The organism is Streptomyces sp. NPDC001339, assembly GCF_042895955.1.
Lineage (GTDB): Bacteria > Actinomycetota > Actinomycetes > Streptomycetales > Streptomycetaceae > Streptomyces.
The window spans coordinates 254,921-267,339 of record NZ_JBIAWT010000001.1 but is presented as its reverse complement, the minus strand read 5'-3'; the positions used below and the strand labels follow the sequence as shown (position 1 = coordinate 267,339).

Sequence of the window (12,419 nt, the reverse complement as noted above, 5' to 3'; positions counted from 1 at the left end):
CAGGTGAAGGCATTGGTGTCCGCGGGCCGGTTCCGGCCGGCCCGCGGCTCCGACGCCGCATCCCCGTGTTCTCGTACCTCATCCGCAGGCTGATCAGCGCGGTGATCCTGCTGCTGATCGTCAGCGCGGTCACCTTCGGCATCTTCTTCCTGCTGCCGAAGCTGGCCGGGCAGACCACCGACCAGCTGGCCCAGCAGTACATCGGAAAGGCCCCCACGGCCGCGGACATCGCCGCGGTGAAGAAGAACCTCGGCCTGGACAAGCCCGTATACGAGCAGTACGGGGACTTCCTCAAGGGAATTTTCGCCGGCGTCGACTACAAGTTCGGCCCCGACGCGGCCACTTGCCATGTGCCGTGCTTCGGATACTCCTTCAAGACCCATATCGAGGTCTGGCCGGAGATCCAGTCCCGACTCCCGGTGACGCTCTCGCTGGCCGCCGGCGCGGCCGTGCTGTGGATCGTCTCCGGTGTCGCCACCGGTGTGCTCTCCGCGCTGCGCCCCGGCTCGGTCTTCGACCGGATGGCGATGGGGGTGGCCCTGGCCGGTGTCTCCCTCCCGATGTTCTTCACCGGTGCCGTGGCGCTGGCCCTGTTCACCTACCAGTGGCCGGTGTTCGAGCGCAGCGACTACGTACCGCTGCTGGAGGACCCCTTCCTGTGGGCCCGCACCCTCGTCCTGCCCTGGGTCACCCTGGCCTTCCTCTACTCCGCGCTCTACGCCCGGCTCACCCGGGCCGGCATGCTGGAGACGCTGGGCGAGGACTACATCCGCACCGCCCGCGCCAAGGGCCTGCGGGAGCGGAAAGTGGTCGTACGGCACGGTCTGCGCGCCGCGCTCACCCCGCTCATCACGGTGTTCGGCATGGACCTGGGCCTGCTGCTCGGCGGGGCGATGATCACCGAAACGGTCTTCTCGCTCAAGGGCGTCGGCTCCTTCGCCATCGAGGCGATCAAGGCCAACGACCTGCCGGACATTCTCGGCGTCACCCTGCTCGCCGCGTTCTTCATCGTCCTGTGCAACTTGGTGGTGGACGTTCTGTACGCCGCCGTCGACCCGCGGGTGAGGCTCTCGTGACCGACTCCACCGGCTCCACTAGCTCCACGGACTCCACCGACTCCACGGATTCCACCGGCTCCACGGATTCCACCGACTCCACGGACTCCACCGCCTCCACGGACTCCGCTGAGGGCAGGACCACGGCCGGGGTGGCCCGGCCCGCCGCCGATACCGCCGACCGGGCGCCGTCCGCCTTCCTCGAAGTGCGGGACCTGAAGGTGCACTTCCCCACCGACGACGGCCTGGTCAGGTCCGTCGACGGGCTGACGTTCAGCCTGGAGAAGGGCCGGACGCTCGGCATTGTCGGCGAGTCCGGCTCCGGCAAGTCCGTGACCTCGCTCGCCGTGATGGGCCTGCACCGCGCCTCGCGCCGGCAGCGTGGCAAGGTGCGGATGTCCGGGGAGATCTGGCTGGACGGCAAGGAGCTGGTCGGTGCCGACCCGGACGAGGTGCGCCGCCTGCGCGGCCGGGAGATGGCGATGATCTTCCAGGACCCGCTGTCGGCACTGCACCCGTACTACTCGGTCGGCAACCAGATCGTGGAGGCCTATCGCGTCCACCACGACGTGGACCGGAAGGCCGCGCGCAAGCGGGCCGTCGAGATGCTCGGCCGGGTCGGCATCCCGCAGCCGGACAAACGGGTGGACGACTTTCCGCACCAGTTCTCCGGCGGGATGCGCCAGCGCGCGATGATCGCGATGGCGCTGGTCAACAACCCCGAGCTGCTGATCGCGGACGAGCCGACCACCGCCCTCGATGTCACCGTCCAGGCACAGATCCTGGACCTGATCCGCGACCTCCAGGAGGAGTTCGGCTCCGCGGTCATCCTCATCACCCACGACCTCGGGGTGGTCGCCGAGCTCGCCGACGACCTGCTGGTGATGTACGGCGGCCGGTGCGTCGAACGTGGCCCGGCCGAGAAGGTCTTCCACCGGCCTCAGCACCCCTACACCTGGGGCCTGCTGGGCTCCATGCCGCGCATCGACCGCCCGCAGACCGAGCGGCTGATCCCGGTCAAGGGCTCCCCGCCCAGCCTGATCAACGTCCCGTCCGGCTGCGCCTTCAACCCCCGCTGCCCGTACGCGGACATGCCCGGGGACGGCCTCACCCGTACGGTCCGCCCCGAGCTGCGCGACGCCGGCGGTAGACACTTCTCCGCCTGCCATCTGGCGCCGGAGGAGCGGGAGCGTATCTGGACCGAAGAGATCGCGCCGAAGCTGTGACCGGGACGGAAGCTGTGAGCGCCAGAGAAGCTGTGACCGGGACGGATGTTGTGACCGCGACGAACGACGTAACGACGAACGACGTAACGACGAACGACGTAACGACGAACGACGTAGCGACGAACGACGAAACGGCGCAGGACGAGCCGCTCCTCAAGGTGCGCGGCCTGGTCCGGCACTTCCCGATCACCAAAGGCCTGCTCAAGCGGCAGGTCGGGGCGGTGCAGGCGGTCGACGGCATCGACTTCGACGTACGGCCCGGGGAGACGCTCGGCGTCGTCGGCGAGTCCGGCTGCGGCAAGTCGACGATGGGTCGGCTGATCACCCGGCTCGACGAGCCGACCGGCGGCGCCATCGAGTTCCAGGGCCGGGACATCACCCATCTGTCGCCGGGCCGGCTGCGGCCGATGCGGCGCGACGTCCAGATGATCTTTCAGGACCCGTACGGTTCGCTGAACCCGCGGCACACCATCGGCGGGATCGTCTCCACCCCCTTCCGCCTCCAGGGCGTCGAGCCCGAGGGCGGGGTGAAGAAGGAGGTGCAGCGGCTGCTGGAGCTGGTGGGCCTGAGCCCGGAGCACTACAACCGCTATCCGCACGAGTTCTCCGGCGGTCAGCGGCAGCGCATCGGCATCGCCCGCGCGCTGGCGCTCAAACCCAAGCTGGTGGTCGCCGACGAGCCGGTCTCCGCGCTGGACGTGTCGATCCAGGCGCAGGTCGTCAACCTCATGGACGACCTCCAGCAGGAGCTGGGGCTGACGTATGTCATCATCGCCCACGATCTGTCGGTGATCCGGCATGTCTCGGACCGGATCGCGGTGATGTACCTCGGCAAGATCGTGGAGCTGGCCGACCGCACGGGCCTCTACGAGACGCCGATGCATCCGTACACGCGGGCGCTGCTGTCCGCGGTGCCGGTGCCCGATCCGAAGCGGCGTACCCAGCGGGACCGGATCCTGCTCAAGGGCGAGGTGCCCTCACCGGTCGACCCGCCCTCCGGCTGCCGGTTCCGCACCCGCTGCTGGAAGGCGACCGAGGTGTGCACCACGACCGAACCGCCGCTGGTGGCAGCGCACGTGGGGCATCAGGTGGCCTGCCATCACCCGGAGAACGCGCCGGTGGAGCAGGCGGAGGGGGCGGAGCAGGGCGGCCCTGCCGACTGAGCCGGGACTCAGCCGGTCCGGTCCTGGCCGCCGCCGGCCCGGTGCGGCCGCGGCAGATGGACCCCGAAGTACACCGCTCCCATCCGCAGTGCGAACACCACCCCCGCCGAGACCACCGCGGCGGGGGTGGCCCCCACGCCGAAGTGGTGCAGTGCCAGGTAGCAGCTGGCGCCCGCCAGCGCCGCGATGGCGTAGACGTCCTCGCGCAGCAGCAGAGGCGGGAACTCCCCGCACAGCACATCGCGGATCACCTCGCCGGCGACCCCGGTCAGCACCGCCAGAATGATCACGGCCAGCGGTGTGACGCCCGCCTCGATGCCCGCGCGGGCGCCGATCACGGTGACCACGGCCAGTCCGAGCGCGTCCACCACGAGCAGCGACTTGTGCGGCAGCTGCCAGAACCGCAGATAGAGCATGGTGCCGACGCCGACGCCGATGATCACCGTCAGCAGGACCCAGTCGTGCGTCCAGTACAGCGGGTGCCGGCCGAGAAGGGTGTCCCGCAGCGTGCCACCGGAGATCGACGCGGCGAAGGCGAGCACCAGGCCGCCGAACGGGTCCATATTGGCCCGGTAGGCGGCCAGCACGCCGCTCGCGGCGAAGGCCGAGATGCCGACCAGGTAGAGCACATGAAGCATGGCGTCATCATCGCAGGCCCTGGAGGGAGGCATTCCGGGTGCCGTGGTGAACATCGCGCCATCGGCAGGGAAAGGATCGCGCCACCGGCGGGACGGGCTTGTGCCACCGGTGCGTACGGGGTGTCCGACCCGTCCGGATCCACCCGGACCGGTCATTTGCCCCCAGGTGTCGTACGTGTCCCGGAGGAGGGTCCTTTTTGCAGGTGGCCCCCGGTGGGGGAGGGGGTGCGGGAGGGCGGAGTGTGACGCAAAAGTGCGCGCGACGGCGTTGTGCCTCGTGCCAGACTGATCGACATGGGGGACGTGGCACTGACATTGGAAGACGGCACCGTCGTATGGCTGAGAGCCGACGGGCCGGCAGGCGGCCGACCGGACACCGGCCGGATTCCACCCCCTGCCGTTGACAGCGAGCACGGCAGGGGTGGCGAGCACGGCAAGGGCGGTGGGCATGGCGAGGACGGCGGGGACGGTGAGTTGGAGCTGCCGGACGCATTCGGCGCCGCCCAGCCGGTCAGCGTGGACACCCGGGTGGACAGCCGGGTGGACAGCCGGATGGGCCGTGCGCTGACCCGCGGTGGGGAGGTCCTGGAGGAGGCCCTGCGCCCGCTCGGCGGAGTCCTCGGCCAGATCCACCGTTCGCTGTCGAGCGGAAGCCACCGCCCGGACGAGGTCACCGTGGAGTTCGGGGTCACGCTCGGTTCGGACCTGAGCCTGGGGGTGTTCTCCGGCAGCGGTGAGGCGAGCTTCACGGTCTCCGCCACCTGGCACCTCGGCAACGGCAGAGGAGAGCCGGGCGGGGCCGGCAGTACGGGAGAGCCGGGCGGGGCCGGCAGTACGGGAGAGTTGGGCGGGGACGCGGGCGCGGGTGAACCGGGCGGAGGGATCGGCCCGGGCGAGCCGGGCGGAGGCATCGGCCCGGGTGAGCCGGGCGGGGCCGCGCCGTGATCGCGGGCGCCGGTCCGGACGCCCCGCTCCACCTGGCCTTCGCCTCCGTACGGGACGGCGAACGGCCGGTCGGCGGAGGGGTGTTGGTCACCGATCGGTACGTACTGACCTGCGCCCATGTCGTCAACAGCGCGCTGGGAAGGGGCCGTTACGACCAGGACACCCCCGGCCGGAACGACACGGTCACCCTCCGGCTGCCCCATGTCGCGGCCGGTACGGACCTCGCGGCGCGGGTCGTACGGGAGATGTGGGTGCCGCCGCGGGCCCGGGCCGCAGGGCGTGACCCGGTCGAGCCCGGGCAGGTGCCGTACCACGGCGATCTCGCCGTACTGGAGCTGACGGCCGCGCCGCCCGAGGGCGCCGAACCGGCGCCGTTCCTCCAGCACGGCTACGCGGGCGAGACCATCGCCTTATGGGCCAGCGGCAATCCGCTGCCCACGGTCCGTGCCGTGCCCCGGGTCTCCGCGCCGCCCTGGATCGCCCTGGACGTGCTCGGCGGGGCTCAGGTGACGGAGGGCTTCAGCGGCGGGCCCTTGTGGGACCGGGACCGGCAGGCCGTGGTCGGTCTGGTCGCCGCCGTGCACCGCGCCCCCGGTGTCGCCGCTCATGGGTCGGCCGCTCCAGGACTGGCCGGTCCAAGGCCGGCCACCCCTGGTCCGGCGGCCTTCGGGGCCGCCGCCCCGGGCGGGCAGCCGGCGACGATGTACGCCATCAGCGTGCCCGCCATCGAGGCCGAACTCCCCACGCTCCCGCCCTCGGCGGTGCCCACCGCCCGGCGCGGCGTACAGCAGCTGCTCACCGCCCTGGAACGGGTCCTCAAAGGCCGTGCGGCGGTGCTGGCCTGCGAGGAACGGCTCGCGGCCCGGCTCGGCAGGCCCTCGGCCGGCCCGGCCGCCGACCTCGAACGGCTGGTCGGCCTCGCGGTCGGCGTCCGCCGCGGCATCCCCGAACTCCTCGACCTGGTACGGGAGTACGAACCGACCACCCTCGCCGACCCGTACGACCTGCATGCCCGCCCCGGCCGCTACGGCGCTCGCGAGGACTGGACACGCGACGGCTGGGAGCGCCTGCGCCGAGCCGCCCGTACGGTCCGCCCCGGCGAGTACCTGACGATGAGTCAACGACGCGATCTCGCAGGGCTGTTGGCCCACTGCACCCGTACGGACGCCCGCACCCTCCTGGAACGTGTCCTGCCGCACGCCCCCGAGCTGCCCGCTGTCGCGGGCCTGGCCGACGCGGTGGACGCGCTGGAGGGCTTCGGCGCCACGACCGGTGATGCCGCACCGGTGCCGCCGCTGCTCCAAGGGGTGGTGCGGATCAGCATCGAGGAGCGGGCGGCCGGCGAGGCGTACCCGGCCGACGACCTGGACGCCTGGGTCGAGCGGGTGGCCGCCCGCTCGGGGGTGGACGAGGCGGCGGTGAGCCAGTTCCGCGCCGATGCCGAGGCCGCCGCGGCACCGGTCCGCACCCCCGCATCCGCCGCCCCGGCCGGTGCCGCCCGCACCTCCGCCGTCGCCCCGCGTGTCCAGGTGGAGCTGCTGCCCACCCCCACCGGCCGCCGCTTCACGTACCAGATCTGGACCTTCGCCGACGACCAGGCGCACCGTCTCGCGCTGGTCCGGGACACGGAGGCGGGCAGCGAGCAAGTGGTGGACGACATCCGCCGAGTGCTGCGCACCGAGGTCCGGGAGGATCCGGAGACGGCCCTGGTGGAGTACTTCCTGCCGTGCGCCTGGCTCGGTCTCGACGTCGACGCCTGGGAATCGCCCGACAGCGACGAGGACGGGCCGTTCGCGCCGGGCATCACCCGCCGGGTGGTGGTGCGCACCACCGAACGCTCCAGGGAGAGTTACGCCGGCTGGAAACAGCGCACCGCCGCTCTGCCGCACGCCAAGCGCATCGTCCTCGACCACCGCCACACCGACCGCAAAGTGGCCCGCGCGCAGCTGGAAGTGCACCGCGACGCCAGTACGGTGATCGTGTGCTGCGCACCGGACCACCACGGCGCGCTGCTGCGCCAGTGCGTCCAGGCGGGGGTGCACACCGTGCTGTGGCACCGCGCCGACCACGGCGAGCAGCTCGTCCAGGACCTGCTCGCCCTGGTGGACGTCGCGGACCACACGGAGGTCCCCGAAGTGGTGCGCCTGGAGCGGGCCAAGGCCATGGCCGAGCCCGAGAGCACCGCCCACCACGGCCGCCGCCTGTCCCTGCTCTACGACGCGCCGGACCATCGGCCCCCGCAACTCGCCCCCGACGCCTGGGTATTGACACAACCATGAACGACCGCGACCAGCAGCAGCACCGTGATCAGCAGCAGCACCGTGACCAGCAACAACAACGCCTCCGTGCGGACGCCGCGCGGAACGAGGAGAACGCAGCGGTGACCGGACAGCGCGCAGCAGGCGCACACGACGGGTCGGAGTCGGAGCGGGAGCCGGGGCGGGGATCAGGGGCGGAGACGGTGCCGGGGCCGGTGCCGGAGGACTGGTGGGTCTTCCGCGGCCCGTCGGACCTGCCCGCCCCGCCGCCCTGGCGACGCTTTCCGGCCACCCGGGGTACGGCCACCCCGGCGCCGTACCTCCTGGAGCGCAACGAGATCTCGGTCATCAACGCCGCCCTGCATCTGCACCGCCCCCTGCTGGTCACCGGCCGCCCCGGCGCCGGCAAGAGCTCCCTGGCCCGAGCCATCGCCGAGGAGCTGGATCTCGGCGACGTCCTGCGCTGGTCGGTCAACAGCCGCTCCACGCTCCAGGACGCCCTCTACCGCTACGACGCCGTGGGCCGGCTGCGGGAGGCCTCGCTGCGCCGTGAGCGGGAGGCGTCCCGCGGCTCCGCGCGCCGCCCCCGGGTGCGCCGCGGCGGCACGGCGGGCGACATCGGCCAGTACCTCCGCCTGGGCCCACTGGGTAGCGCACTGGCCGCTGACCGCCCCCGGGTCCTCCTCGTCGACGAACTGGACAAGGCCGACATCGACCTGCCCAACGACCTGCTGGTGGTCCTGGAGGAGGGCGAGTTCGAGATCCCGGAGCTGGCCCGGCTGCCGGAACACCAGCAGGAGGTGCAGGTCCTGCTGAGCGGAAGCCGTGAACGGGTCACGGTGCACCGCGGGGTGGTGCGCTGTGCCCACTTCCCGATCGTCATCATGACCAGCAACGGCGAACGGGACTTCCCGCCCGCGTTCCTGCGCCGCTGCGTACGGCTCGACCTGCCGGAACCGACCGGGGACCGGCTCCGGAGGATCATCGAACACAACTTGGGCGAGCAGGCGGTGGCCGCCGCCGAGGACCTCATCGAGGTCTTCCAGCAGCGCGCGAAGACCCAGACCCTGGCCACCGACCAACTGCTGGCCGCCGTCCATCTGCGCATCAGCGGCGCCGACCTCACCAAGGAAGAGCTCCTCGCCGCCGTACTGCACCGCCTCGACGAACCCCTGTCGCCATGATCGACCGACTACGACAGGCGATGTCGGCCGCCGGGTACGACCTGGCAGCCACGGAACTCCTCGATGTGCTGTGGCTGGCACAGGCGATGGAGGGACGCACGGCGGCTCCCGGACTGCCGGGCGACGTGGGGGAGTCGGCGGATCCGGGGGAGTCAGCGGATCCGGAGGAGTCGGCGGATCCGGGGGAGTCGGGGAAGCCGGGGGTTCACGGGGATCCGGGGGACCCGGCGGAACTGGGGGAACAGGAGGAACTGGGGGAACAAGGGGAGTCGAGGGCTCACAGGGATCCGGCCGTTGAGCCCGCGCCGTCGTCCGGCCGGTCCGCCCGTACCGCTGACCCGGCCGGCGCCGGCACCGGTGAGCCTCCAGCCTCAGCCCCCGCCACTTCCGCTGCTTCCACCACCCCCGCCACCCCCACCACCCCCGCCGAGCTCGACGACCCCGGCGGGCCACCCCGCCGCGCCCTCTATGCCATGGGTAGCCAGGGAGGACGGCCGGGTGCCGAGCGGGCCCGCCCCGCGCGGGCGCCCGCCGGACGCGCGCTGCCCGACGCCCAGCAGCTGGGCCGCGCGCTGCGCCCGCTCCGCCGGTACCGGGACCACCCGCACCGCACCGTCACCGACATCGACGCCACCGTCCGGCTCGCCGCCGAGACCGGCTTCCTCGACGTGGTCTCCCGCCCGGACTGGGAGCGGAGCTGGTCGGCCGTGCTGCTGGTGGACTGTTCGCCGGCCATGCAGGTGTGGGGGCCGCTCGCCGCCGAGCTGCGCGCGCTGCTCGTCCGGAGTACGGCGTTCCGTTCCGTCCGGGTCCACCCGGTGGATCCCCGGGACCCGAGCGGCCCGGTGCCAGGTCAGCAGGCCACCGGCACCTCGGTGACGTTCCTGCTCACCGACGGCACGAGCCCGGGATGGCGTGACCCGCGGGCCGTGCGGGCGCTGACCGCGTGGAGTCGCGGCGGCCCCACGGCCGTACTCAATCCGCTGCCCCGGCGACTGTGGCGCGGTACCGCCATGGATGCCCGGCCCCGGCTCCTCGCCGCACCGGGCGGGTTCGACCCGGTCGGACGGCTGGTCGTGTGCGACCCGCTGAGCTGCGAGCGCGATCCCGAGGCGGAGGGCCTGCTCGCGCTGCCCGTGCTGCACCCCACCGCGTCCGCACTGGAGCAGTGGGCCGGGCTGCTCACCCGCCCCGGCGTGCCGCACCTGATCGACACGGCGCTGCTGGACGAGGAACCGTCGCCCGCCCCGCCGCCCCGGCCGAACGGCACCGCCGAGGAACTGCTGACCCACTTCCGGGGCGCGTTCTCACCCGAGGCCTACCGGCTTGCCGTCCGGCTCTCCGCGATCCGCCCGCTCACCACGCCGCTGATGCAGCTGGTGCGTACCGCCACGATGCGCGACGCGGGATCCACCCATGTCGCGGAGATCCTGCTCGGCGGCCTGCTGGAGCGCACCGACCGGATGCCGGACGCGGCAGCCGCGCGGACACTGGACCGTGCGCTGGGCACGGCGCCGGGCCGGCCGGCCGAGCCGGTCTACGACTTCCGGCCCGGCGTACGGGAGTTGCTGTTCAGCGGGCTCGGTACCGAACAGGCCGTGGACGTCGTCGAGGCGGTCGGCCGCTCCCTGGAGCCGCACATGGGGCGGCTGCCGGACTTCCCCGTCCTGATGGGCGACGAGGCGGGCGAGCTGCGACTGGACGCCTCCGCCCGGGCCTTCGCGGTGCTGGCGAGCCCGGTGCTGGAGCGGATGGGCGGTGCGGCACCGAGCGAGCTCACGGGTGGTGCGGCGCCGAGCGAACCGACAGGCGATCCGTCCGGGCCGCAGCGGGAACCGGAGGACGAGCTGGACGGTGAGCTGTTCGACCGCTTCGGCGTGTGGCTCACTCGGTCCCAGCGCCGCGACTTCTGCCTCCTCGCCGTGCCGGAGGCCGCCGACTTCGCGCTCGGCGCCGCGGCCGCCCTCCTCGACGCACCACCAGGGCAGTGCCGGGTGCGCCTGAACGAGCTGACGGAAGCGGGCCTCCTGGAATCGACGGCCCGCGACCGCTACCGCCGCCTCAACTCCCGTCCCTCCGACTCCCGCGAAGACCCCACCGCTGCACGAACCACGGGCGCCGGCTCCCGCCGCATCAACTTCCTCTCCCGCTCCACCGATCACTCCACCGATGCCGACTCCGTCAGCCTCGCCGACGACTCCTGGCCGCCCGTATCCCGGATCGCCGTACGGGAGCTGTCCGCGGTGGACCGGATCGCGGCGCTGTCCCGCCTGCTGGACTGGTACACGGCCCTGGGCAGGCGGGTGCACGAGATCCGCTACCCGGGGGAGCGGATGCTCGCCGACCTGGTACGGGTCCCATCGGCCGCCCTCCCACCCCTCAAGGACGCCGACGAGGCCCTGGCCCGCTGGGCGGACGAGACCCCGCAGGCGCTGGCGCTGGTTCGGCAGACGGCGACCATGGGCGCGATCACGGACCGGGGCTTCGTCCGACGGGCCGCCGATCTCCTCCTGCTCGCTCAGCTGACCGCGGACTCTGGTGCGCCGGCCGCCGCGTTCGAACCGGCCGCGCGGGCAGTGGCGGCGAGGGCTGCCCGGGAGGGTGACGCGCGTGCCGAGGGCCGGGCCCGGGCCGCGCTCGCCGACGCGTACCTCGCCATAGGGAGGTGCGCCGAGGCCGGCCGGGAGGCCGAGGCCGCCGCCCGGCTCGCGGAGACCGCGCGCGACCCCGTGACGCTCTTCCGCGCTCCCTTCGCCTCCGGTATCGCCGCACTTCACCAGCGCCGGTACGACGCCGCCGAGCGGTACCTCACCACCACCTGGAAGCGCTGCAAGCGCCGCGACGACAAGCTGGACGAGGCTGCCGTACTCGCCGCGCTGGCCCGGGTATGGGCACAGGCCGGCAGCGGCGAAGCCGTGCTGTTCGCCGAGCGGAGCGTACGGATATACCAGCGGTCCGGCCGCGGCACCCCGAGGCTGGCGCACGGCCTGTACGCGCTGGGCGAGGCGCTCTCCGCGGCCGACCGGTACACCGATGCGCTGCGGGAACTCTCCCAGGCGCTCACGCTCTTCGAGGCGGACCACCAACGCCTGTGGGCGGGCCGTACCCGCTGCCGGATGGCCGAGGCTATGGTCGCGCTGGTCCGGGGCCATGCCGCGGGGGCCGCCGCCAAGGACGCGGCCAAGCGGCTGCTGGTGCCGGGCGGTGAGCGCTGGTGGGCCGATGCGATGACCGCGTGCGGACGCGCCGAGTCCGCCCAGGGCCACAAGCAGAGCGCCCAGGGGCACTGGCGCGAGGCGCTCGCCGTCTACGAGGCGTTCGACGCGCCGGAGGCCGGCGACGTCCGCAAGCTGCTGAAGGAGAAGCCGTCCGGACTGTCCGCGCCGTCCGGGCCGTCGCCCGATGGCGCGCGCCGAACGCCCGTATCGCGCACCGCGGACGCGGCGAGCGCGGGCACCGCGCTGCGCGACCTGACCGCGGCCGTCCGCACCCTCGTCGACCAGCTCCGCCTCCAAGACGCCGACCGGGACCCGGCAACCGATCGGGATCCGGCAACCGATCGGGATCCGGAGATTGCCCGGGACCCGGAAGCCACACGCAAACGGGATCCGGAGGCCGATCGGGCGCCGGAAGCCGACCGGCGGGTTCCGGACACTGAACGGGCCCCCTTCCGCTCCCTCGAACCTCTCGAATCCCTCGAAGCCCTTGAAGTCATCGAGGCCGAACTCGTCCGCCGCATGGCCGACTTCGAGCACTCTGGCCGCCTCCCGCGCGCCGCCGACCTCGCCCGCCTGCGCAACGCCCTGGAATCGGTCACCTCCTCCGAGGCCCTGCCGCTACCGGCCTCCGGCGCCGCCGAAGCGGTCACCGCGGTCCGCGGACTCAGCCAGCGCCTCACCCCGTGACCCACGGCGCCTGCTGTGCGCCCCTCACCCGCCTCGTAGAATCGT

The 12,419-nt window shown here is 72.8% G+C and carries 8 protein-coding genes; 7 read left to right on the top strand and 1 reads right to left on the bottom strand.

Annotation, left to right across the window (positions count from 1 at the left end):
- Positions 1 to 65: 65 nt before the first annotated feature.
- The 3 genes from ACFY12_RS01120 (at position 66) to ACFY12_RS01110 (ending at position 3,444) form a co-directional block, all read left to right on the top strand.
- Positions 66 to 1,076 carry an ABC transporter permease gene (locus ACFY12_RS01120; RefSeq protein ID WP_390713584.1) on the top strand — a complete coding sequence of 337 codons (1,011 nt, stop codon included), beginning with the start codon at positions 66 to 68 and terminating at the stop codon, positions 1,074 to 1,076.
- A gap of 131 nt (positions 1,077 to 1,207) precedes the next feature.
- On the top strand, positions 1,208 to 2,281 hold the full coding sequence (locus ACFY12_RS01115) for an ABC transporter ATP-binding protein (protein ID WP_390714335.1): 1,074 nt from the start codon (positions 1,208 to 1,210) through the stop codon (positions 2,279 to 2,281).
- A 50-nt stretch (positions 2,282 to 2,331) separates the two neighbouring features.
- The gene (locus tag ACFY12_RS01110; RefSeq protein ID WP_390713583.1) at positions 2,332 to 3,444 is read left to right on the top strand and encodes an ABC transporter ATP-binding protein; all 1,113 of its coding nucleotides are present in this window, start codon (positions 2,332 to 2,334) and stop codon (positions 3,442 to 3,444) included.
- Between the two features lie 8 nt (positions 3,445 to 3,452).
- On the opposite strand, the gene ACFY12_RS01105 is transcribed toward ACFY12_RS01110, so the two are convergent.
- On the bottom strand, positions 3,453 to 4,082 hold the full coding sequence (locus tag ACFY12_RS01105; protein ID WP_390713582.1) for a trimeric intracellular cation channel family protein: 630 nt from the start codon (positions 4,080 to 4,082) through the stop codon (positions 3,453 to 3,455).
- A gap of 294 nt (positions 4,083 to 4,376) precedes the next feature.
- Between ACFY12_RS01105 and ACFY12_RS01100 the strand changes: the two genes are divergently transcribed.
- The 4 genes from ACFY12_RS01100 (at position 4,377) to ACFY12_RS01085 (ending at position 12,374) form a co-directional block, all read left to right on the top strand.
- The gene (locus ACFY12_RS01100; RefSeq protein ID WP_390713581.1) at positions 4,377 to 5,027 is read left to right on the top strand and encodes a CU044_2847 family protein; all 651 of its coding nucleotides are present in this window, start codon (positions 4,377 to 4,379) and stop codon (positions 5,025 to 5,027) included.
- Positions 5,024 to 7,306: a trypsin-like peptidase domain-containing protein gene (locus ACFY12_RS01095; protein WP_390713580.1), complete on the top strand. Its 2,283-nt coding sequence runs from the start codon at positions 5,024 to 5,026 to the stop codon at positions 7,304 to 7,306. Before ACFY12_RS01100 ends, ACFY12_RS01095 begins: the two co-directional genes overlap by 4 nt.
- Positions 7,307 to 7,407: 101 nt before the next feature.
- A complete protein-coding gene (locus ACFY12_RS01090; RefSeq protein WP_390714334.1) occupies positions 7,408 to 8,469 on the top strand; it encodes an AAA family ATPase in 1,062 nt (353 codons plus the stop codon).
- Entirely contained in the window at positions 8,466 to 12,374 is a 3,909-nt protein-coding gene (locus ACFY12_RS01085; RefSeq protein ID WP_390713579.1) for an SAV_2336 N-terminal domain-related protein, read from the top strand. Before ACFY12_RS01090 ends, ACFY12_RS01085 begins: the two co-directional genes overlap by 4 nt.
- The last annotated feature ends 45 nt before the right edge of the window (positions 12,375 to 12,419 follow it).

Excerpts from the sequence above, each read along its gene's own strand:
- ACFY12_RS01105 (WP_390713582.1), bottom strand. The coding sequence starts at position 4,082 with ATGCTTCATGTGCTCTACCTGGTCGGCATCTCGGCCTTCGCCGCGAGC.
- ACFY12_RS01100 (WP_390713581.1), top strand. The coding sequence starts at position 4,377 with ATGGGGGACGTGGCACTGACATTGGAAGACGGCACCGTCGTATGGCTG.
- ACFY12_RS01085 (WP_390713579.1), top strand. The coding sequence starts at position 8,466 with ATGATCGACCGACTACGACAGGCGATGTCGGCCGCCGGGTACGACCTG.